Consider the following 21,319-nt stretch of genomic DNA (forward strand, 5'->3'; position numbering starts at 1 on the left):
CTTGCCCCTCCGGCTTGCCGACACCTCGAGAGTGCGAAAAGAGACGCGACCGCTGCTTAGATGTCGACCGACGCCGACTCGGAGCGCTCGGCGATCTCCTCGGCGGTGAGCTCCCGTCCTGCCTCCTGTGAGAGGTAGATCCCCTCCATGACGAGCATGGAGTTCAACGCGATTTCGGCGGTCGGGACGACCTCCTCTGCCTCGCCGGTGAGCGTGTCGATCCAGTGGTGGTACTGACCGACGCCACGCTCGAAGTCGTAGCCGGTGTCCCCCTCGAGCAACGCCTGCCGGCCTTCGAACTCCTCGAGATCCAGCGAGACGGTGGCCTGGTAGTCGCCGGTCGTGGTGTAGAACTCGAAGGGGTCGAACTGCACGCCTCCTTTCGTCCCGGCGAGGACGTCCGAGTCGTCGGGCAGGAACATGTGCCAGGCCGCCCGAAGCGTGAGCAGGGATCCGTCGGCGAGACGGGCAAAGCCCATGCCGGAGTCCTCTACGTCGTAGCCGGAGTCGTCGAGGCGGTCGACGTACTCATCGCGGTTGTCTCCCACCAGTTCCTCGTCGTAGGCGTCGTCGGTGTGTTCGAAGGTGGCACCGGAGACCCGCTCGATGGATTCGTTGCCGAGCAGGTAGAGCAGTCGCCCAACGACGTAGGTCCCGACGTCGATGACTGGGCCGCCACCGGCGCTGTCCTTCGTGACGAACGAGGGCGTGCCGTAGCCGTCGATGTAGGGGCGACCGCGCCGCCGCGAGAACACCCCGCGGGCGAAGTAGGGATCGCCGAGATCGCCGCCGTCGAGGAGGGTCTTCGCGGCGCGCGTCTCCTCGCTGAACAGCTCGAAGTTCTGGATCCCGAGGTGAACGCCGGCCTCCTCCGTCGCGTCCATCATCGCCTTCGCGTCCGCGTACGTCGCCGCCATCGGCTTCTCACAGAACACGTGACAGCCAGCCTCGGCGGCGTCGACCGTGATCGGCCGGTGGAGATTGTTGTGGACGCAGACGTCGACCGCATCGAGGTCGGCGTCGTCGAGCATCTCGCTGTAGTCGCCGTAGGCTGTCCCGCCGACGGCTTGAGCGAGCGATTCCGAGGCGTCCTGGTCGACGTCCGCGACAGCGACGACCTCCGCGCCGTCGACGTCCGCGTACTCGCCCGCGTGCGTTTCGCCCCTGTTCCCAGCACCGACGATACCGATGTCGATCGTCATGCTAGAGATGCCTCTGCACACGGACATGAAACCTCGCCTGCCGGCAGAGAGCTACGCCGTGACGGCGCAGTCCTGGCCGGCAGCCTTAGCACGACGGCACAGAAGGTGCCAGTAATGACGGTGGATGCCGACCACGACCGAATCCGGCTGCTCACGCGAGCGGACGACGCTGGACTCGCCGAGAGTGCGAACGACGCGATCCGCGAGTGTTTCGACGATGGGATCCTCCGGAACGTCAGCGTCATGGCACCCGCCCCGGCGCTCGAGCACGCAGCCACCCGGCTCGCTGGCGTCGACGGTCTCTGCGTCGGCGCGCACCTCACCCTCTCCTCGGAGTGGGTCGACCCGACGTGGGGCCCTGTGCTCGACGTCGACGACGTGCCGTCCCTCGTCACCGACGAGGGGCGATTCCACCGATCTCCCGAAGCGCTGTTCGAGTCCGATCCCGACCGGGAGGAGATCCTCGCGGAGGCGACCGCTCAGATCAAGCGACTCCGAACTGTCGGCTTCGAGCCGGAGTACGCGGATACGCACATGCTCATCGAGTCCGCCTCGGAGTGGTTCGCAGACGCGTTCGACGATCTCTGTGAGCGAGAGGGGCTGATCAACTGGTGGGGTGTGCCGACACTGCCCGGTGCGGAGGGAATCGGCGAGGGGCCCGAGTGGCTCCTCGAGCACCTCGACGAACCCGAACCGGGCACCTACATCGTCGTCGGCCATCCAGCGTACGACGACGAGGAGATGGCGGACATCTGGCTCCCTGGCGGCGAGCCCGGCCAGATTGCGGCCGAACGCGACGCCCAGCGCCGGATGTTCACCGACGAGCGCGTCCTGGCGTACGTCGAGGAAACCGGCGTCGATCCGATCCGGTACGACGAACTCTAACTGGCCGACCCTGCGGCAGGCATCGTCGCTATGGCAATCGGGCTCCCAGCTGGCCGCGATCCGAGGAACTATCCACGAACGTGGCCCAGTCACCTGCTATGTCGGACTCATTCGGCATCGGCGTCGTCAGCTGTGGGTTCATCACCCGCGAGATGCATCTTCCGAGCGTCGATTACCTCCCGGACGTTCACGTCGCAGGCATCCAGAACCGAACGCGATCGAACGCCGAAGCCGTCGCCGAGACGTGCCGTGAGGAGGGTCGTGGCGATCCGTCAGTGTACGGCGAGAACGAGGTGGCCGCACTCGTCGAGGATCCGGACGTGGACGGGCTCTGGGTCACCAGCCCGAACTTCACGCGCGTCGACGTGATCGACGCGGCGGTCGACGCCGTCGAGGATGCCGGCGGAGACGGCGCGCTGATCGACGGCATCGCCATGGAGAAGCCCATCGCGCGAAACATGCAGGAAGCGACGCACGTCGCGGATCGCATCGAGTCCGCGGGCATCCCGAACGCCTATCTCGAGAACTGGCCGTTCGAGCCCGACATCGCGAAACTCCGGGATCTCCTCTGGCAGCGCGGCGAGGAGGCAGGCCGCCCCTACATCGCACGCTCGCAGGCCGAGCACGGCGGTCCCCACTCCGCGTGGTTCTGGGACGGCGAACTCCAGGGAGGCGGCGCGCTGACGGACATGCTCTGTCACGCGCTTGCGGGCAACCACGTCCTGCTCTCGAAGCCCGGTAGCGAGGACGGCGGCCTCGAACCGGTCTCGGTCTCCGCGGATACGGAGACGCTCAAGTGGGGCCGTGAGGAGTACGCCGAGGAGCTACAGGAAGCCCACGACGTCGACTGGGGTGAAAGCCCATCCGACGATTACGCCCGTGCGACCGTGCGCTACGAGTCCGACGCCGGCGATCCTCTGATTTCGGAGGCCACCGGCTCGTGGTGTTACGTCGGCTCCGGCGTCCGGCGCTCGATCGAGCTGCTCGGTCCGGAGTACTCCGGGCAGGTCATGACCGACGACGAGTCCTCGAGCGTGTTCTTCTCCGACGACCTCGGCGACGGCGAGGGCTGGGCCGAGAAGCAGGCCGCGACGAGCGGCCGGATGCCGATCGGTGCCGGCGCCGTCGTCGACGGCGGCTACGTCGCGGAGAACCGCGACGCCGTCGAGGCGTTCCGCGCCGGCGAGAACGGCACGCTCGACGTCGAAGACGGTCTGCGCGTCCTGCGGATCTGCATGGCAGCGTACAAGGCTGCGGAGGAGGGTGAGGAAGTCGATCTGCGCGAAGCAGATCTGTCGACGTACGTCCCACCGCCGGCGCGGTAGCCGAACCGCGAGCGAGAAGCCATTCCAGAGGACCGTACGGAAGCCCACACTGGGAGCGCGACGATGGTTTTGGCCTGGCGACACCAGCCTCGGGGTGAACCTCGCCGAACATCGATCCCTCCACCGGTACGGTGCGGTCGTATCGGTCGTCGTTCTCACGGTCGCCGTTCTCGCGTTGAAAGCTCTGCATCACGTGCTCTCGGGGAATTCTCGTCGGACCGAGAGTAACGCTCCTTCCACTGGAGTGACAGAACGTGTGGCGGAACGATGCTACCTCGCTGCGTATCAGGGCCAGGATTCCTGGTGAACGACACCGTTCAGATCGAGGCAGCAGGTCTGTCCAGAGACGCTCAGGGACGGTCGGTCCGGGGTATGAATTCTGTCTTCGTGGACCGCGACCGCCGAACTGAAGCCACGGTAGGAAACGTCGATCGAATACGTTGCGCCGGACGTGAACTCGTAGGATGTGTACCGATCCTCGCCGAGCTCTACGTTCTCCTCGTAGATCGTGCTCGAGCCCAGCTGGACGTCGACGTCGACGGTGATCGGTTCGTCGGCATCGAGAATCAGATAGATCCAGTGCTCGCCGCCACCGCTACCGAACTGCAAAGCGCTCACGGGCGTCGCCAGCGACTCCGCCTGGGAGATATCACACGGAAGATTGCCGTATCCAGTGAGATTTCCCGCATTTTCCACGCCGACGTCGGTCACCGTCGCGGCTTGATTGTCGCTCGATCCCAGACCTATCGACGAGAGACACCCGGCGGTGGCCGAGATCGACCCGACCGCGAGCCCCTGGAGCAGGGATCGACGATTCACGTTAGATACGATACACGTGCGGTAAAAATAGGTTCCGCTGGGTCCCCGTAGAAGTACGGTCGCCAGCGCCAAACGAGCGTCACCGTCAGCATCCCGAGGAGCGACGCAGTGGGCGTCCCGACCTCCACCGCACCGCTGGCCGCCTGTTCTGTCTGCCTGGATCGCGACCTGACGATACCGCTACTACTCAACCAGATCGAGCCGCTCGCCCGCCTCCGCACTCCGTTTCGCGGTCTCCACGATCCGGTGGGCGTCCCGGCAGAACTCGGGATCGCACGGCCCTTCGAGCGCCTCATCGGTCTCCAGCCGATCGATCAGGTAGTAGATCAGGTTCTGGAAGCGATCGGCCAGCGGCTCGGGCTCGACCTCGTACCCCTCGGGCTCCTCGTCGGTCTGGACGCGGATCGGAACGCCGCGCTCCACCGTCGAGATCGCCCCTTCCGTTCCGACGAGCACGTAGCCCTTCATCGGCTGCGGCTCGATCTCCCAGGGGTTCGTCGGCATCCGCCAGGAGGTCTGAAACGCCGAGAGACCATCCTCGAACCGTGCGACGGTCGAGGACTGGACGTCGACGTCGAGGTCGTCGGGAACGTACTCCTCCGCGGTGACGGATTCGGGGAGTTCGCCGTCGCGGAACCACGTCGAGAAGGTCGCGCCGTAGCCGAGGTAGTCGAGCATCGAGCCACCGCCGGCCGCGGGATCGTAGAACCAGCTGTCCGCAGGAGGTGCGCCGGCGTTCCCGCCGTAGTACTGGATTTCGACGACGTCGCCGATCGTGCCGTCCGCGACGAGTTCGCGGACTGCGTGCTTGGTGGGATCCCACATCACGGGCCAGTTCAGGGCGAGTAGCCCGTCGGTTCCGGCCATCGCGTCGATCATTCTATCGGCGTTCTCGAGGGTGTCAGCGAGGGGTTTCTCCAGTGCGACGTGCACGTCGTAGGGCGCGACCCGCTCGACGAACTCGGCGTGTTCGGAGTTCATCGGACAGCCCAGAACCACATTGGGATCGGTCGCCTCGATGCAGGCCTCGAGATCGTCGAACACCGCGCTTTCGGGAATGTCGTGCTCCTCGACGGCGTCGTCGAGCGATCCGGTCGAGGTCGAGGGGTCCTCGTCGCAGACGCCGACGATTTCGGCGTCGGGGTGGTCGGCGACCCACTCGAGGTTCGTGTTCATGTGCATCTGATCGAAGTTCGCGCCGACGAATCGGTAGGTCATACGCGGAGATGATCGCGCCGGGTCACAAAGGTTCGGCTGGCGGAAACTGCCGCGATTAGGGTGATCTCACCAGTACGCTGCACTCGCTACCGACGTCTATTCCCGCCCCTCAGAGCAGGAAACAGACCGCAGCGCCCAGAATACCGACGATCGTCAGCCCAATTCCGGTCACGTACGTCATGCCGACCTTCCACTCCGCGGGCTCGACCGGCCCCGCGGATGCTCGCCCGATGGCGTCGAACCACTCCTGGAACTTCGCGATGCCTCGGGGCCATTTCCAGAGCGGTGGGCCGATGAGCAAACCGAACATCGCGGCAACCGGTGCGCCAGAGCACATGATTCCGCCGAGAATTGGACGGTACATATAGATTCGTGATACCCGAGTGCCGGGTCCGCGTTCCGGCTTCGGAGCGCTTTATCACTCGGCACCGAAATCGGCAAGTGAACAGTGACGGAGCGATCCGATGAGCAACCGGACGGCGACGAATCGGCGGTCTCGACGGCGGAGCGAGAGGCACTGGTGACGATCGCCCACGGTGCGGTCGTGACCAGCGGTGGCGTCTCGGTGCAACGAGCGCTCGTCTCGGCGACGGAGCTCGTCCTCGCCCGTGGACTCGGTCCCGTGGCGTATGGAGTCTACGCCTTCGCCTGGCGGATCGCGGAGACGCTCGTCCGTCTGGTGACGTTCGGCAGCGTGCCCGCACTCCAGCGGTACCTCCCCGCCACGGAGGACGATCCGGACGAACGCGCACGAACGGCCGGGCTCGCCTACCTCACGACGCTCGTCGTCGGCGCGCTGATCGCCGGTGGGATCTGGCTTCTCGCGCCGACTATCGACGCCGCGACCGTCGATAATTCTGCCTTCACGCCGGCCCTGCGCATCTTTGCCGTCCTCGTCGTCCTGATCGGCCTCGTGATGATCCTCTCGGCGATCTTCCGTGCCGTGGGATCTGCACGAGGCGAGGTGCTCTTCAACAAGCTCCTCCGACCAGCAGCCCGATTGCTCGGCGCGCTCGCGGCGCTCGCGCTGGGCTACTCCGTCGTCGGGATCGCCGGCGCGATGGTGGCGTGCATGGCGGTCCTCGTCGCGATTGGCGTGCCGGTGACGACGCGCGTGACTGGCATTCGACCGACGTTCCGGATCACGCGATCGGACGCCGCGGACTACTACCGCTACGCCGCTCCGGTCGCGATGAGCAGTCTCGGGAAAATCTTCCAGAACCGCGTCGACGTCTTTCTCGTCGGCGCCTTGCTCACCGCCGTCGCAGCCGGGATCTACAACGTCGTTCTCGTTCTGGTCGCGATCGCGTGGATTCCGCTCATGGCGTTCAATCAGCTCCTCCCGCCCGTCGCCTCCGACCTCTACGCGGACGACGACGTCGAGACGCTGAACGCGGTCTATACCTCCGCGACGCGGCTGATCGTGACGACCGTACTTCCGATCGTGGCAGTGCAGCTCGTCTTCGGCCGGGAGCTGCTCGGACTGTTCGGCGACACGTACACGCGCGGTTATCTCCCGCTCGGGGTCTACCTGGGCGGCGTGCTCGTCGGCAGCGCCGTCGGCGCGACCGGCTGGCTGCTCATGATGACCGATCACCAGTACGCGCGGATGGCACTCGACTGGCTCCTCGCCGTCCTGAACGTCGGTCTGACCTACGCGTTCGTCGTAACCTTTGGCCTCGTCGGCGCGGCGCTCGGAACCTCCCTCGCGATCGCGGTGCAAAACTTCCTGCAGGTGCTCATGCTCAGGCGGTTCGAGGGCCTCTGGCCGTGGGATCGCTCCTTCCTCACGCCACTCGGCGCGGGCGCGACGATGATCGCAGTGATGGCCGGGGTCAGAAGGCTCGTCGGCGGGCCGCTGGGGATCGCGGTCGCGTTGGTCGTAGGGATCGTGAGTTACCTCGGCGCGCTGTGGCTCCTCGGCGTCGACGAGCGCGATTTGCTGGTCGTCAGAGAGCTGAGCGGGCGGTATCGGGTCGCACTAGCAGAACAGTTGCCGTTCTGAAGGCCAGCATGGAAGCGATGGGATCGGTGGGAACGATCTGGGGATCAGTGGAATCGAAGGGGTCGGAGCGATCGGAGGGTAGGCGCCCCACCACCCAGCTATTCCTCGCGGAGTTCTGCAGCGATCGTCTGGAGGTCGGCCTTGCGGAAGGACCGCTCGGCGGCATCGGGTTCGGGTTCGAACTCGTCGATCGACTCGCGGATCCCAGCTCGCATCGCCGCCTTCGGTGGGTAGCTGTCGTGGTCGATCCCGTAGCCGACGGCCTCGCAGATCGCAGCGAGTGACTCCTTGGTGAAGCCGGCCGAATCGGGGCGCTCGAACCGGTCGACTGCGAGTCTGATCTCGTTGCGGAGGTCGCCGACGGTCTGTGCCATGCCGGGACGTGAGGATCGTGGCCTCCTGTCAATTTCGCTCTGCGTGTCGGGTACTGGGAGTGAATACCGGTGGGAGGATTTCGATCTGCTGCCGTCCGCGCTACTCTCCACCGGGACTCGGCGTTCCGGAGTCCGCTCCGCTGGGTGCGCTGGAGAACCACCCGACGAGCTTGTCGTCGAGGGAGTACGGACCGGGGCCGGTCACGATGAGCGCCGACGCGAGCCCGAACAGCGAGATGTGGGCGAGGACGGGGTCGTCCGGCAACGCGAACAGCGTGAGGGTAAACATCAGCAGTGCGACGAGGGAATCCGCGCGGGTGAACGCACCGAGGACGAGCGCGACGCCGAGCGCGATCTCGGTGACGCCGGCACCGACCACCCAGAGCCCTGGATCGACCGGCACGACCGCCGTGAGGTCGTACTTGTCGACGACGGAGAGGGCGGTTCCCGGAGCGAGGAGCTTCTCGACGAGCCCCAGGTAGACGAAGTTGACGCCCAGCCCGACGCGGATCACCGTCGGGACGTACTCGTGGTAGGGGGCGACGCGAACTCGGAACCAGCCGCTCAGCCGATGGATCGGGTCGATCTGGCCGTAGACGGTTCCCTCGGCGGACGCGACGGTCTCGAGCACCCTGTCGGCGCTGGGCCGACCGCTCCCCAGTAGCACGATCGCCAGGAATCCCGGAACGTACTCCATCGCGAGCAGGATCCGCGGCTCGATCACCGCGACTGCGAGATAGCTCACGAGCCCGACGAACGCCGCGGCTCGCGTCGCCAGACCGAACAGCAACGCGAAGCCGATCGCGATCTGAAACAGCCGGCTGATCGCGAGAAGGCCAGTGCCCGACGGCGTCACGGCCGGGCTCACGAAGTAGCCCGCGAATCCGGCGCCGACGAGTGGAAGCCCGAAACTCAATCGGAGGAGCCAGGGCAGCAGATCCTCGTACTCTGTGACGGCCTCGCGGAACACGGCGACGTCACGGCGGAGCGGCAAGATCCGGAGATAGGCCACGACGGCGAGCAGGACAGTTACCGCGCCGCCGAGCAACAGCGCCGCGTTGAACGGCTCCGAGACGACGTCGGTGAGGAACGCGAGCGGCTCCGTCCGTTCGGGGTTCTCCGCGGTATACTCGACGTGAGCCGCGACCGGTCTCGTGGCGAGCGCCAGCGCGACGACCAGCGCCGCAATCGTGCTCGAGCGGAACAGCGAACGCATCGGTCAGTGTAGGGCGCGGCGTGGGATACTCGTTTGGACTCCCGACGCCCTGCTACCGGCTGCGTACGCCGATGCGTTTCCGCCACCGGGACTCGGGTCGAATCGCTACTCCTGTGCCGCCTGCACTTCCTCGAGGAACCCGTTCCAGACGTCCTCGGGCTCTTCGCAGGCGATGTCGGAGATGGATTTGCAGCCGTCGTACCCCCACAGCATCACGCTGTCGACGCCGCTCTCGATTGCGGTCCGAGTGGCGGTCTTGACCTCTTCCGTCGAGCCCGCTGGCAGGCGGAAGCCCTGAATCCAGATCTGGCCACGCAGGTCGTACTCCTCTGCCATGTCGGCGACCTTCTCGGAGAAGTAGCCGACGAACTCCTCGGGGCCCTCGGCCTCCGGAAAGACGCCCCAGTAGGGGTCGGTGACGAGCACGTCGAGGTACTCGCTCGCTGCGAGCTGGTCCCAGTCGCTGAGGCCGTGGTCGGCGTCCTCGCTCGGGAGCAGGCAGACTGCGTTCTCACAGCCCTCCTCCCGGCTGATCGCCATCATCTCCTCGAGGAAATCCATGAGCTGGTCGGCCTTGAACTCCTGAACGCGGTCGGTGACCTCCTCCGGCATCGGCTCGCCGTAGGTGTCCTCGTACCGTGCCTGGCAGTGCTCACAGCGACAGCCCCACTCGTCGTCAGCGAACTCCTCCTCGAACCACTCCGGCAGGAACCAGTGTGGCTCGTCCCAGAAGAGAACGTCGGCCCCCAGTCCTGCTGCAGATTCCGTCCACTCGCGCATGTACTCCCGGAAATCAGGCGCGTTGAAACAGGCGGCGGCGATCCGCTGGCCCTCGGAGGTGACCTGCTGGGACTCGGGATGCTCGCCGATGAACTGCGACAACGCCTCGCCGCCGAAGACGCGGCCGACGCTCCATGGGTTGACGTAGACCTCGAATCCGCGGTCCTTGCTCGAGGCGACGATGTCCTGCATCGTCTCCTCGTAGTAGCGTTTGTCCCGTTCGCTGAACGTATGCAAGACCGCGTTGAGGCCCGCGTCCTCGAAGCGCTCGAGATCGGTCTCTGCGTGGGTTCGATTCCTGACGCCGAAGTAGCTGGCTCCGTATTCCGTTGTCATGAGTGGTTGCAATCCGATGTATTGACTCGGATACGTTCTTCGAGTAACAGCCGACGCAAAAGACTTCGGACCACGGCGAGGTGGGGTACCGAAATCCCCCGCCTGAGAACCTATTCCCTCAATCAGTCTACAGATCGTCGAACTCGACGACGACCTTGATTCGATCGTCGCCGGTCTGGAAGGCGTGGTCGACGTCCTCGGGCTCGAAGACGTGCGTGACGATCGCGTCGGTGAACCACTCCGGGAACTCGCCGAGCGTTTCGACGGCAGCCTCGAAATGCGGAACGTGGGAGTTCACCGAGCCAAGCAGGGCCTTGTTCTCGAGGACGAACTCGCGGTGGAGTCGGCCGCCGTCGATCTCGAACTCCCAATCGCCGGGGATGCCGAGGAGGACGCCGACGCCGTTCGGGGCGAGCGCGTCGATCGTCTCGAACGCGTGGGGTGCGTAGCCGGTGGCCTCGTAGACGAAATCCATCGGCTCGTGGGCGTCGGGCAGTTCGTCGACGGGCGTCTCGCGGGAGTCGACGTAGGTCGCGCCCAGCTTCTCGATGACGTCGATCGTCGGATCCGGCCGATCCCGGCGACCCAGACAGTACGATCGGTCGAACCCCTTTGCGTCGAACATCGCGAGGGTGAGGAGCCCGAGCGGGCCGTTGCCCAGCACGATCGCGCTCTCGGGGTCCCACTCGAAGGTCGAGCGTGCTGCGGTGGCGAGATCGAACGCCTTCTCGGAGTTGCTGATCGGCTCGACGAGGAAGCCGATCTCTGCGAACTCCTCGGGGACCGGAACGAGATAGCGCGGTTCACTGGTGAAATACTCCGCCATGTAACCGTGGGCGCCGGCGATGCCGCGCTCGACGTACTCGCCGTCGGGCGCCATGTCCGGCTCGTCGTGGTCGAAGAACTCGTTGGGCTCGCCACCCGATCCGTGGGCGTCGCCACCCGGCGGCCGGCGCACTGTGGGGACGACGAGCTGGCCGTCCTCGAGGTCGGTCTCGCCGGCATCTTCGACGACGCCGATGGCCTCGTGCCCGAGGATCTGGAACTCCTCGTCCTCGGGGTAGCCGCCGTGGTTGCTCCCGATGACCTCGTGATCCGTGCCGTCGATACCGACGCGGAGCGTGCGGACGAGCACCTCGCCGTCGGCGGGTTCGGGCTCTTCGATCTCGATAACGCGTGGATCGGTCTCGCCGCGTTCGACCGCGATCGCGCGCATCATCGGCGTTCACACTCCATCGGCTGACCGCTGGGCGTCGTCAGCATACTCATCGACGCGACTTTTCCGTCCGTAACGTAATAAAGTACCCTTTGGCGGCCCTGCCGTCCGGTAGCGGCGCTATCGGTGGGTTTGAGGTCGAGACGTGGCGAGACGAACGGCGACAGTGTTTGGATACCGGAACAGGGGCGGCGCTTATGGTCGACTGCGCGAATCTCACAGACAGTAATGTCCTCGACAGACTCACTCGGCATCGGTTTCGTCGGTGCCGGATTCATCACCGAGACGTTCCACGCCGAAACGCTTCGCGGCATTCGCCACGCCCACGGCGCGGGAATCTACAATCCCACGACGAGCACGGCCGAGCGAGTGGCCGACTCGATCCGCGAGACCGAGTGCGGTGATCCGGCGGTCCACGAGTCCGTCGGCGAACTCACTCGCGATCCGGACGTCGACGCGCTCTGGATCACCAGCCCGAACTTCACCCGCGTCGACGTCGTGGAGAGCGTCGTCGAAGCGATCGAGGACGGCGCGGAGCTCACGGGCATCGCGATCGAGAAGCCACTCGCGCGAAATCTCGCCGAAGCCAGGCGCGTCGTCGAACTGATCGAACGGATCGACGTCGCGCACGCCTACCTCGAGAATCAGGTGTACATGCCGGGCGTCGCGAAACTCAAGGATCTCCTCTGGGACGGTGCCGCGGCGACCGGCCGCCCTTACCTCGCCAGATCGGCCGAAGAACACGCCGGGCCCCACTCCGCGTGGTTCTGGGACGGCGAGAAGCAGGGCGGCGGCGTGCTAAGCGACATGATGTGTCACTCACACAAGGTGAACAAACATCTGCTCGAGTCCGCCAGCGGTGAGGCGCTCACGCCGGTCGCCGTGAGCTGTGACCTCTCGACCCTGAAGTGGACTCGAGACGAGTACGCCGACGAACTCGCGGAGAACTTCGACGTGGACTACCGATCCGAGCCATCGGAAGATTACGCCCACGCGACCGTGTTCTACGAGACCGAAGACGGCGAGATCGTCGTGGGTGAGGCCACGAACAGTTGGTGTTACGTCGGCACCGGACTCCGGATCACGATCGAGCTACTCGGCCCGGAGTACTCCGGGACGATCAACACGCTCGAATCTGGAACGGACGTGTTCTTCTCCAGCGACGTGGAGGACGAGACGGGCTACGTCGTCGAGAAACAACAGGCTGGCCAGGGCGAGATGCCCGTCATTCCCGACGAGGCCAACGCCTACGGCTATCTCCAGCAGAATCGCCACGTGGTCGACGCCTTCCGCGACGGTGAGAACGCTCGCGAAGACCTCTACGACGGTCTCGAAGTCGTCGAGCTCTGTATGGCCTCCTACAAGGCTGCCGAGGAGGGCGCGCGGATCGTCCTCGACGACGTCGATCTGGAGGACTACGTCCCAGAGCCCGCCCGTGGCGAGTTCGATCCGAGTGCGGCGGGCCTGACCGGAGACGACTGACCACTGAGAGAATGAGAGAACGAGTCTGAGGGAGTGCGCGAGACAATTCTGGCAGGAGCGGAGTTCGCTTCAGTGGTTTGTTCGACTACTGGATAGTGCCGTCGACCGCTACGCCAGGTCGAACTGCTCGGCGGCCTGGTCCACGTCCTTGTCGCCGCGTCCGCTGCAGTTGATGACGATGACGTCGTGCTCGTCGGCCAGATCCTCCGCGAGCGCGATCGCGTGGCTGGTCTCCAGAGCAGGAATGATCCCCTCTTCTTCGGAGAGCGTCCGGAAGGCCTCCAGCGCGCGGTCGTCCTCAACGCCGACGTATTCGGCGCGGCCCACCTCGCGGAACATCGCGTGCTCGGGGCCGACGCCGGGGTAATCGAGACCTGCCGATACGGAGTGAACGTCGACGTCCTCGTCGATGACGCGTGTCTGCATGCCGTGAAGGACGTCGTCGGTGCCGGTGTCGAGCGGGGCGGCGTGGCGGTTCGAATCCGCGCCCTCCCCACCGCCCTCTGCGCCGTAGAACGCCACGTCGTCGTCGCGGAAGGCGTGGAACAGCCCGATCGCGTTGGAGCCGCCGCCGACGCAGGCGACACAGGCGTCGGGAAGCTGGCCCTCACGCTCCTGGATTTGCTCGCGTGCCTCTTGCCCGATGACGGACTGGAACTCGCGAACCATTCGTGGGAACGGGTCCGGTCCGACGACCGAGCCCACGAGGTAGTGGGTGTCCTCGACGTTCTTGGCGAAGTCCTCGAGCGCGGCGTCGACGGCGTCCGCGAGCCCCTCACCCCCTTGCGTGACTTCGTTGACCTCGGCGCCCATCAGGCGCATCCTGAAGACGTTCATCCGCTGGCGCTCGACGTCCTTCGCGCCCATGTAGATCTCTGTGTCGATGTCGAGCATCGCGCCGACCATCGCCGTCGCGGTGCCGTGCTGGCCCGCGCCCGTCTCGGCGATGAGCCGCTCTTTCCCCGCGGCCTTCGCGAGCAGGCCCTGCCCGACGGTGTTGTTGATCTTGTGTGCGCCGCCGTGGAGCAGATCCTCGCGCTTGAGATAGATCTCCGCACCGAAGCGATCCGAGAGGTTCTCGGCGTGATAGAGCGGCGTCGGCCGACCGGCGTACTCCTCCAGCGTCTCGCGAAGCGACGCCTGAAACTCGTCGCTCGGAACCACGTTCTCGAATGCCTCGGTGAGTTGCTCGAGTGGCTCCTCCATGACCGGCGGGACGTGCCGTCCCCCGTAGCTGCCGAACGCACCGTCGTCTGCTGTCATACCGAGCGAAAGCCGTCGGCGCTCGCACTAATACGTATCGACATTCACGTACATCGATGGTGAGGGATATCCAGTTCGTGCCATATGTTCACAATGTCCTCAGCGGCCGGGGAGCTCTTCCGCTTGCGTCTTCAGGCAATTCGCCGCGACAGGGTGTCCACTCGCGACGATCCGCACGGACTCGCCCTCGTAGCTGGCGGTATCGACCGACAGCTCGTCGTAGGCCGTCGAAATCAAACGCATCGTCTCCGGACAGTTCGGCAGCGTGAGATCGACCGTTTCAGATGGAACAAGATCGGCGATCCGTCCCCGGACCGTCTCACATCCCACTCCATCGAGCGCGCTGATCGGAACCGGATCCGCTCCAGACAGCCGATCGCGAATTTGTCGCCGCCGGGCTGACAACTGCTCCTCGTCCACGGCGTCGACCTTGTTCGCGACGGGGAGCACCGGCGCGTCGGTCCGATCGGTAAGCGTTTCGACTGCCGTCTCGAGGCGCGTTTGGAAACGCTCCTGCGGCGCGCTCGCGTCGAGGACCAGCACCACCGCGTCCGCTTCCTCGACGGCACGCAGCGTCGACCGGAACGACCGAACGAGCCAGTGTGGCAGGTCGCTCACGACGCCAACCGTGTCCGTCAGGAGGACGCGCCGTCCCTGGATCGTCGCTCGGCGCGTCGTCGTCTCGAGCGTTTCAAAGAGTCGATCCTGAACCGTGATTCGCTCCGTCAGCTCCGGCGAGTCCTCGCTCGTGGCAGCCTCATCGAGTGCGCTCTCCTCGTCGGCCAGCCGTCGCAACAGCGTCGACTTGCCGGCGTTCGTGTAGCCCGCGATCGCGACGTGATCGAATCCGGCATCGCTCCGCCGCTCACGCCGCTGCTCGACAACTGCTCTCGTCGAGTCGAGTTCGTTCTGCAGGGCCTCGATTCGCTCGTCGATGTGTTTGATCTCGCCCTGTTCGCTGGCTTCGAACTCACCCAGCGTCCGGCGCTCGTTCGCGGCGTCCTCTTCGAGTTTGAGCGCCGCCCGCACCCGCTTCCGTTCGTACCGTAGTTCGGCGAGTTCGACCTGTAGCTGTGCGGTCCGGTCGGTCGCGCGATCCGCGAAGATCTCGAGGACCAGCCGGTATCGGCCGAGCACCCGCGTCTCCGGCGGGCACAGTTCTTCGAGGTGGTAGGCCTGCTGTGGCGTCACCTGATCGTCGATCACGATCGCGTCGGCGTTCGTTTCTGCTGCTAGCTCGGCCAGCTCCTCTGCCTTTCCGCGCCCGACGTGGTAGGTCGAATCCTCCGTGCGCCGCTGGCCGATCGTCTCGATCACCTCGTAACCGGCGGTCTCCGCGAGGCCGCGCAGTTCGGTTGCATCGATCGGTTCGTCTCGTCGTCGCCGTACCGCGATTGCTTGCATGGATTACCCGTAGCTGTCGCTCTCGGTTCGATCCGTCGCGGCGCCGATCGAACGCGGCTCGCCAGCCGCCGAGACGGCTGGCGACGCCTTCGAGCGCGACGGACGCGCCGCTCCAGACCGTCGTGTTCGAGAGCGTGCCGCAGATGATCCACCACCGAATCGTGGCCGTCCCCGCGCTGACGGTCGCTCGCTACAGCAACCAATTCGACGGGACGAGAGATGACGGCGACCAGCTGACGGGGAGCCGTGCGAGGATCGAACTCGCGAGCCAGCGACGAACGCTCCCGATCAGGCGAAAAGGGTCATCGGACGATCACTGGTACCGCTGAGAGCGTCAAAAACGTTCCGCCGGGACACTGCGGATCGTTCACTCTTCGACTTGACTGTCACCGATCGTTCACTCTTCGACTTGACTGTCACCGATCGTTCACTCTTCGACGCGTTCGAGCACGATGCGGTCGTCGAAGCCACCACGCTCGGCTGCCTTCTCCGCTCGTAGCGCCTCGAGTCGGTCCCGATCGAGATCGGTCTGCTTCCGGTAGGCGTCGATCACCGCGAGGACGTCGGCGAGTTCGTCCGTCTCGCCGCTTTCGGCGAACTCCTCGGCCTCCTCGACGAGCTTCGCTCGGAGGCGGCGCTCGTACTCCTCGTCGTCGGCGACGTGGGTGATCGGCTCCTCGCCGTCGGCCCGGATGACGGCCGGGATCTCGTCACGGACGAGTTTGTCGTACTCCCGTCCCATCACTCCTCGCCGTTCGACTCGGACTCCACGTCGTCTTCGGCTGCCTCGCCGGCATCGTCTTCTACTTCTATTTCCGCTTCTTCCGCTTCTTCCGCTTCTTCCTCTCCTTCCTCGTCGTCGCTCACGTCGAGTACGGCGACGTCTGCTACCTCGTCGCCCTCCTCGACGCCCATCACGATGACGCCCATCGTGTTTCGACCGACGACGGAGACGTCGGCGGCGCGGGTTCGCATGATCTGGCCATCGCGCGAGTAGAGCACGAGATGGTCGTCGGCGTCGACGGCCTCGACGGCGACGGTCGACCCGTTACGATCGACGGTCTCGATGTCGACGAGTCCCTTGCCGAAGCGGGACTGTGGGCGATACTCGGAGAGTTTGGTGCGCTTGCCGTAGCCGTTCCTGGTGACGGTCAGCAACTCGCCGTCGGCGTCGGAGATCGCCGTGATCCCCGCGACAATGTCGTCGCCGACGAGCTCGATGCCGCCGACCCCGCGGGCGCTCCGGCCCATGGCGCGGGCGTCGGTTTCGGGGAACCGGATCGCCATTCCGCCCTCGCTGGCGATCAGGAGATCGTCGGTGCCGGAGGTCATCGCGGCGTCGACGATCGCGTCGTCTTCGTCGACGTCGGCGGCGATGATCCCAGTCGAGAGGACGTTCTCGAAGGCGGTCGCGACCGTCCGCTTGACGTAGCCCTCTCGCGTGGCGGTCACGATGTACTGGTCGGTGTCGATCTCGTCGTAGGCCAGCACCGTGGCGATGGACTCGTCGTCCTCGAGGTCGAGGACGTTGACCGCCGCCGTCCCGCGGGCGGTCCGGCCCATCTCGGGGATCTCGAAGCCGCGAGTTTCGTAGACCTCGCCGGACTCGGTGAACCAGAGGAGCGTGTCGTGCGTGTTCGCGGTGACCACCCTGTCGACCCGGTCGCCCTCCTTGACGTCGGCGCCGATCACGCCCTTGCCACCGCGCCGCTGGTCGTCGAAGCGCGCCGCGGGCATCCGCTTGACGTAGTCCTCCTCGGTGAGCACGATAACGGACTCCGCCTCGGGGATGAGATCCTCGTGGGTAACCGTGCCGTCGTCCTCGATGATCTTCGTCCGGCGGTCGTCGTCGAACTCCTCCTGGACCTCGCGGAGCTCCCGCTTGATGACCGCCATCAGCTCGTCCTCGTCGCCGAGGATGGTTTCGAGGCGCTCGATTTCGGCCTGGACGTCCTCGTACTCTTCGCGGATCTCCTGGGCCTCCATCGAGGTGAGGCTGCCGAGCTGCATTCGAACGACGTGCATCGCCTGCTCCTCGGTGAAGTCGAACTCCTCCTGCAGGCCGTCGACCGCCTCCGACCGGTCCTCGGAGTTCCGGATCAGCTCGACGACGGCGTCGATGTTGTCGAGCGCGTGGAGTCGGCCTTCGAGGATGTGCGCGCGGTGTTCGGCCTCCTCGAGATCGTACTCGCTGCGCCGGCGGACGACCTCGCGACGGTGGTCGACGTAGTGCTCGAGGGCTTGCTTGAGCGTCAGGACCTGGGGCTGCCCGTCCACGAGCGCGAGCAGGATGACGCTGAACGTTCGCTCGAGGTGGTGTTCGAGCAGCTGATTTTCGACGAGTTCGACGTTCGCGCCGCGCTTGCACTCGACGACGACGCGGACGCCCTCGCGGTCGGACTCGTCTCGGAGGTCGCTGATCCCCTCGATCGTACCCTCGTTGACGTCCTCGGCGATCCGCTCGACCATCCGCGCCTTGTTCTGCTGGTAGGGCATCTCCGTGATGACGATCCGGTCCGAACCGTTCTCCTCCCGTACCAGCTCGTACTCGGCGCGGAGGCGGAGTCGCCCGCGGCCGCCAGAGTAGGCTTTGTAGATCGCGTCACGGCCAACGATGTTCGCGCCGGTCGGGAAATCCGGGCCGGGGACGTGCTCCATCAGGTCCCGAACCGTCGCGTCGGGGTTGTCGATGAGGTGGACGACGGCGTCGATCACCTCACCGAGGTTGTGTGGTGGAACGTTCGTGCTCATCCCGACGGCGATCCCCGACGCGCCGTTGACGAGGAGGTTCGGGAACGCCGAGGGGAGCACTTCGGGCTCCTGGAGCCTATCGTCGTAGTTCGAGGAGAAGTCGACGGTGTCCTTGCCGATGTCCTCGAGGAGCTCCTCGGAGATCTCCGACATCCGGGCCTCCGTGTACCGCATCGCCGCGGGCGGGTCGCCGTCCATCGACCCGAAGTTCCCCTGGCCGTCGACCAGCGGATACCGCATCGAGAAGTCCTGGGCCATCCGAACGAGGGCGTCGTAGATCGGGCTGTCCCCGTGTGGGTGGTAGTCACCCATCGTCTCCCCGACGATCGAGGAGCATTTCCGGTGACCGGAGTTGCTGGTGACGCCCATCTCGTGCATCGCGAAGAGGATGCGACGGTGGACGGGTTTGAGGCCGTCGCGGACGTCGGGCAGTGCCCGCCCGGCGATGACGGACATCGCGTAGTCGATGTAACTTTGCTCCATCTCGTCCTCGACGCGGACCGTCTCCACGTCGGCGGCCTCGATGTTGCCCTCCTGTGGAAGATCGGAGCTCATGCCTCACCTCCGGCCGAGGGCGTTCGATGGATCGGCCGCGTCCGGTTTCGGTGTCGTGTCATGTGTTGCTGTGTCGTGTGATGTGTGGCTGGGGTGTGTCCTGTGAACGCATGGACTGTTCAGATGTCGACCCACTCGGCTTCGGGGGCGTGCTCCTCGATGAACTTCTTGCGGGGCTCGACGGCGTCGCCCATCAGCACCGAAAACATGCGGTCCGCTGCTGCGGCGTCCTCGACGGTGATGCGCTTGAGCCGACGGTTCTCGGGGTTCATCGTCGTCGCCCAGAGCTGATCGGGGTTCATCTCGCCGAGGCCCTTGAATCGCTGGACCTGCGTGGGGTTGCCGTCACATTTCTCGGCGACGATCTGGTCGCGTTCGGCGTCGGTCATCGCGTCGTAGGTCTCGCCGCGGTAGCGGACCCGGTAGAGCGGCGGCTTCGCGGCGTAGACGTAGCCGGCCTCCAGTAGCGGCTGCATGTGGCGGTAGAACAGCGTCAGCAGCAGCGTCCGGATGTGGGCGCCGTCGACGTCGGCGTCCGTCATTATGATGATCTTCTTGTAGCGGGCCTCCTCCATGTCGAACTCGTCGCCGATCCCCGTGCCGATCGCGGTGATCAACGAGCGGATCTCGTTGTTCTCGAGAATCCGGTCGAGGCGGTGTTTCTCGACGTTGAGGATCTTCCCCTTGATCGGTAGCACGGCCTGGTTCTCGGGGTTGCGGGCCTGTTTTGCGGAGCCGCCTGCGGAGTCGCCCTCGACGACGAACAGCTCGGCTTCGTCGGGATCCTGCACCTGGCAATCTGACAGCTTGCCGGGCAGCGCCGTGTTCTCGAGTGCGGACTTCCGGCGAGTCAGCTCTTCGGCCTTCTTGGCCGCCATACGGGCTTTGGCTGCCTCGACGGCCTTCGAGATCACGGCCCGAGCGACGTCGGGATTCTCCTCGAAGACGGTGCCGAGGTGCTCGTGCACGGCGCTCTCGACGACGCCGCGAACCTCGGAGTTCCCGAGCTTGGTCTTCGTCTGCCCCTCGAACTGCGGGTCGGGATGTTTGATCGAGATAACGGCGGTGAGTCCCTCGCGAATGTCGTCGCCCTTGAGAGTGCCGTCGATATCCGCGAGCATCCCTTCCTCGGAGGCGTAGTCGTTGACGGTCCGGGTGAGAGCGGTCTTGAACCCGGTCATGTGCGTGCCGCCCTCGCGCGTATTGATGTTGTTCGCGAAGGCGTGGAGCGAGCCCTGGAGCTCTTCGGTAGCCTGCATCGCCACCTCGACGTGGACCTCGCCCTCCGCACCGGCGGCGTCGTCCGCGTCCTCGAAGTAGATGACCTCGTCGTGGAGCACCGACTTCGTCTCGTTGAGATAGGTGACGAACTCCCGGATGCCGCCCTCGTACTCGAAGACGGAGCTGAGCGAGGCGTCGTCATCGCCCTCTTCCCGCTCGTCGGTGAGCACGATCTCGACACCGGAGTTGAGGAATGCAAGTTCTCGGAGCCGGCTCTCGAGCGTCGAGAAGGAGAAGTTCGTGTGTTCGAAAATGTCGTGGTCGGGCCAGAACCGGATCTCCGTGCCCGTGTCCTCTCCGTCGTCGAGATCGCGAACTCGTTCGAAGTCCCCCGCGGGCTCGCCCCGCTCGAAGGACTGTGTCCAGAGCGCGCCGTCGCGTTTGATCTGGACCTCGAGCCGCTGGGAGAGCGCGTTCACCACGGAGACGCCGACGCCGTGGAGCCCTCCGGAGACCTGGTAGGACTTGTTGTCGAACTTTCCGCCGGCGTGGAGGATCGTCATGATGACCTCGACGGCAGGGCGGTCGTACTCGGCGTGGGTATCCACAGGAATCCCGCGACCGTCGTCGGAGACGGTGACGGAGTCGTCCTCGTGGATGGTCACGCCGATCGAGTCGCAGTAGCCCGCGAGGGCCTCGTCGATCGCGTTGTCGACGACCTCGTAGACGAGGTGGTGAAGCCCTCGCGTGTCGGTAGAACCGATGTACATCGCGGGCCGTTTCCGGACCGCTTCGAGGCCCTCCAGCACCTGAATCTCCTCGGCGCCGTAGGCCGGATCGTCGCCGTTCATAAAACCTGATTCCGCCTTACGGTGCAGGGGTCATAAATCCCCCGTGTGCGCGCTCGCGCGCGAGCGAGTGCAGGAACGACTAATCTTCGGGGTGTAGTCTGGTGAAGTATACTCGAACCTCCGTCGAGCAATTCCTCGTTACTGCCCGAATGGGGCTTAGGCCCCTGGAATTCGGAGGGCTTCGGTCGTATCGGAGTACTCCTACGCTCTCCGCTGTAGGTGCTACCTGCCCCAGTAGTTGGCTGTGTGATCAATGCGGCGTCGTCGTGCGATTCTGCGAACATGCGGACGATTTGCCCGATCAGCCGGCCTCTCGGACCGTGACGGGCAACAGTAGCGGTCACCGCCGCGCCGTCGTTCAGTTTCGCTCCACTTTCACCCTGGTTGCGGACGACTTATACCATCCCGGGCGTTAT

General features: G+C 65.4%; 17 protein-coding genes. 4 read left to right on the plus strand and 13 right to left on the minus strand.

All coding sequences use genetic code 11. The features are described 5' to 3' along the window. Nucleotides 1-56 precede the first annotated feature (56 nt). Nucleotides 57-1,202, minus strand: a complete 1,146-nt coding sequence (locus MXF70_RS09035) for a Gfo/Idh/MocA family protein (protein ID WP_248515294.1) — start codon at nt 1,200-1,202, stop codon at nt 57-59. A 114-nt stretch (nt 1,203-1,316) separates the two neighbouring features. Here MXF70_RS09035 and MXF70_RS09040 point away from each other — a divergent pair, with 114 nt between their 5' ends. Both MXF70_RS09040 and MXF70_RS09045 read left to right on the plus strand, forming a co-directional pair. Continuing rightward, on the plus strand, nt 1,317-2,087 hold the full coding sequence (locus tag MXF70_RS09040; RefSeq protein WP_248515295.1) for a ChbG/HpnK family deacetylase: 771 nt from the start codon (nt 1,317-1,319) through the stop codon (nt 2,085-2,087). A gap of 98 nt (nt 2,088-2,185) precedes the next feature. After that, nucleotides 2,186-3,412 carry a Gfo/Idh/MocA family protein gene (locus tag MXF70_RS09045; protein WP_248515296.1) on the plus strand — a complete coding sequence of 409 codons (1,227 nt, stop codon included), beginning with the start codon at nt 2,186-2,188 and terminating at the stop codon, nt 3,410-3,412. A 285-nt stretch (nt 3,413-3,697) separates the two neighbouring features. On the opposite strand, the gene MXF70_RS09050 is transcribed toward MXF70_RS09045, so the two are convergent. From MXF70_RS09050 to MXF70_RS09060, 3 genes are all read right to left on the minus strand, one after another. Next, the gene (locus MXF70_RS09050; RefSeq protein WP_248515297.1) at nt 3,698-4,231 is read right to left on the minus strand and encodes a hypothetical protein; all 534 of its coding nucleotides are present in this window, start codon (nt 4,229-4,231) and stop codon (nt 3,698-3,700) included. Nucleotides 4,232-4,414: 183 nt separating this feature from the next. Then, a complete protein-coding gene (locus MXF70_RS09055) occupies nt 4,415-5,449 on the minus strand; it encodes a Gfo/Idh/MocA family protein (protein ID WP_248515298.1) in 1,035 nt (344 codons plus the stop codon). Between the two features lie 109 nt (nt 5,450-5,558). Further along, nucleotides 5,559-5,786: a DUF6199 family natural product biosynthesis protein gene (locus MXF70_RS09060; RefSeq protein WP_248515299.1), complete on the minus strand. Its 228-nt coding sequence runs from the start codon at nt 5,784-5,786 to the stop codon at nt 5,559-5,561. Nucleotides 5,787-5,897: 111 nt separating this feature from the next. Here MXF70_RS09060 and MXF70_RS09065 point away from each other — a divergent pair, with 111 nt between their 5' ends. Further along, the gene (locus tag MXF70_RS09065; protein WP_248515300.1) at nt 5,898-7,454 is read left to right on the plus strand and encodes a lipopolysaccharide biosynthesis protein; all 1,557 of its coding nucleotides are present in this window, start codon (nt 5,898-5,900) and stop codon (nt 7,452-7,454) included. A gap of 98 nt (nt 7,455-7,552) precedes the next feature. On the opposite strand, the gene MXF70_RS09070 is transcribed toward MXF70_RS09065, so the two are convergent. The 4 genes from MXF70_RS09070 to MXF70_RS09085 all read right to left on the minus strand — a co-directional run bounded on the left by MXF70_RS09070 (nt 7,553) and on the right by MXF70_RS09085 (nt 11,376). After that, on the minus strand, nt 7,553-7,828 hold the full coding sequence (locus MXF70_RS09070; RefSeq protein WP_248515301.1) for a hypothetical protein: 276 nt from the start codon (nt 7,826-7,828) through the stop codon (nt 7,553-7,555). Nucleotides 7,829-7,928: 100 nt separating this feature from the next. Next, complete coding sequence (locus tag MXF70_RS09075) at nt 7,929-9,044, minus strand: DoxX family protein (protein WP_248515302.1); 1,116 nt, start codon at nt 9,042-9,044, stop codon at nt 7,929-7,931. A gap of 105 nt (nt 9,045-9,149) precedes the next feature. Next, nucleotides 9,150-10,160, minus strand: coding sequence for a hypothetical protein (locus MXF70_RS09080; RefSeq protein WP_248515303.1), 1,011 nt, complete (start codon nt 10,158-10,160; stop codon nt 9,150-9,152). A 127-nt stretch (nt 10,161-10,287) separates the two neighbouring features. Beyond that, nucleotides 10,288-11,376 carry a glucose 1-dehydrogenase gene (locus MXF70_RS09085; RefSeq protein ID WP_248518379.1) on the minus strand — a complete coding sequence of 363 codons (1,089 nt, stop codon included), beginning with the start codon at nt 11,374-11,376 and terminating at the stop codon, nt 10,288-10,290. A gap of 228 nt (nt 11,377-11,604) precedes the next feature. Between MXF70_RS09085 and MXF70_RS09090 the strand changes: the two genes are divergently transcribed. Beyond that, entirely contained in the window at nt 11,605-12,858 is a 1,254-nt protein-coding gene (locus MXF70_RS09090) for a Gfo/Idh/MocA family protein (RefSeq protein WP_248515304.1), read from the plus strand. A 108-nt stretch (nt 12,859-12,966) separates the two neighbouring features. On the opposite strand, the gene trpB is transcribed toward MXF70_RS09090, so the two are convergent. The 5 genes from trpB to gyrB all read right to left on the minus strand — a co-directional run bounded on the left by trpB (nt 12,967) and on the right by gyrB (nt 20,903). Further along, the gene (gene trpB, locus MXF70_RS09095) at nt 12,967-14,121 is read right to left on the minus strand and encodes a tryptophan synthase subunit beta (RefSeq protein ID WP_248515305.1); all 1,155 of its coding nucleotides are present in this window, start codon (nt 14,119-14,121) and stop codon (nt 12,967-12,969) included. A 99-nt stretch (nt 14,122-14,220) separates the two neighbouring features. After that, nucleotides 14,221-15,525 carry a GTPase HflX gene (hflX, locus tag MXF70_RS09100; RefSeq protein WP_248515306.1) on the minus strand — a complete coding sequence of 435 codons (1,305 nt, stop codon included), beginning with the start codon at nt 15,523-15,525 and terminating at the stop codon, nt 14,221-14,223. A gap of 427 nt (nt 15,526-15,952) precedes the next feature. Next, entirely contained in the window at nt 15,953-16,267 is a 315-nt protein-coding gene (locus tag MXF70_RS09105; RefSeq protein WP_248515307.1) for a nucleoside triphosphate pyrophosphohydrolase, read from the minus strand. After that, nucleotides 16,267-18,831: a DNA gyrase subunit A gene (gene gyrA, locus MXF70_RS09110; protein ID WP_248515308.1), complete on the minus strand. Its 2,565-nt coding sequence runs from the start codon at nt 18,829-18,831 to the stop codon at nt 16,267-16,269. The genes MXF70_RS09105 and gyrA overlap by 1 nt, the downstream gene beginning before the upstream one ends. A gap of 119 nt (nt 18,832-18,950) precedes the next feature. After that, on the minus strand, nt 18,951-20,903 hold the full coding sequence (gene gyrB / locus MXF70_RS09115) for a DNA topoisomerase (ATP-hydrolyzing) subunit B (RefSeq protein WP_248515309.1): 1,953 nt from the start codon (nt 20,901-20,903) through the stop codon (nt 18,951-18,953). Between the last annotated feature and the right edge of the window lie 416 nt (nt 20,904-21,319).

This window comes from Salinarchaeum laminariae (assembly GCF_023204835.1).
Lineage (GTDB): Archaea > Halobacteriota > Halobacteria > Halobacteriales > Salinarchaeaceae > Salinarchaeum > Salinarchaeum laminariae.

What these genes read in the sequence shown, in the direction of transcription:
- MXF70_RS09035 (WP_248515294.1), bottom strand. Translation starts at nt 1,202, where the DNA reads ATGACGATCGACATCGGTATCGTCGGTGCTGGGAACAGGGGCGAAACG.
- MXF70_RS09040 (WP_248515295.1), top strand. Translation starts at nt 1,317, where the DNA reads ATGACGGTGGATGCCGACCACGACCGAATCCGGCTGCTCACGCGAGCG.
- MXF70_RS09045 (WP_248515296.1), top strand. Translation starts at nt 2,186, where the DNA reads ATGTCGGACTCATTCGGCATCGGCGTCGTCAGCTGTGGGTTCATCACC.
- MXF70_RS09055 (WP_248515298.1), bottom strand. Translation starts at nt 5,449, where the DNA reads ATGACCTACCGATTCGTCGGCGCGAACTTCGATCAGATGCACATGAAC.
- MXF70_RS09060 (WP_248515299.1), bottom strand. Translation starts at nt 5,786, where the DNA reads ATGTGCTCTGGCGCACCGGTTGCCGCGATGTTCGGTTTGCTCATCGGC.
- MXF70_RS09070 (WP_248515301.1), bottom strand. Translation starts at nt 7,828, where the DNA reads ATGGCACAGACCGTCGGCGACCTCCGCAACGAGATCAGACTCGCAGTC.
- MXF70_RS09075 (WP_248515302.1), bottom strand. Translation starts at nt 9,044, where the DNA reads ATGCGTTCGCTGTTCCGCTCGAGCACGATTGCGGCGCTGGTCGTCGCG.
- MXF70_RS09080 (WP_248515303.1), bottom strand. Translation starts at nt 10,160, where the DNA reads ATGACAACGGAATACGGAGCCAGCTACTTCGGCGTCAGGAATCGAACC.
- MXF70_RS09085 (WP_248518379.1), bottom strand. Translation starts at nt 11,376, where the DNA reads ATGCGCGCGATCGCGGTCGAACGCGGCGAGACCGATCCACGCGTTATC.
- MXF70_RS09090 (WP_248515304.1), top strand. Translation starts at nt 11,605, where the DNA reads ATGTCCTCGACAGACTCACTCGGCATCGGTTTCGTCGGTGCCGGATTC.
- trpB (WP_248515305.1), bottom strand. Translation starts at nt 14,121, where the DNA reads ATGACAGCAGACGACGGTGCGTTCGGCAGCTACGGGGGACGGCACGTC.
- hflX (WP_248515306.1), bottom strand. Translation starts at nt 15,525, where the DNA reads ATGCAAGCAATCGCGGTACGGCGACGACGAGACGAACCGATCGATGCA.
- MXF70_RS09105 (WP_248515307.1), bottom strand. Translation starts at nt 16,267, where the DNA reads ATGGGACGGGAGTACGACAAACTCGTCCGTGACGAGATCCCGGCCGTC.
- gyrA (WP_248515308.1), bottom strand. Translation starts at nt 18,831, where the DNA reads ATGAGCTCCGATCTTCCACAGGAGGGCAACATCGAGGCCGCCGACGTG.
- gyrB (WP_248515309.1), bottom strand. Translation starts at nt 20,903, where the DNA reads ATGAACGGCGACGATCCGGCCTACGGCGCCGAGGAGATTCAGGTGCTG.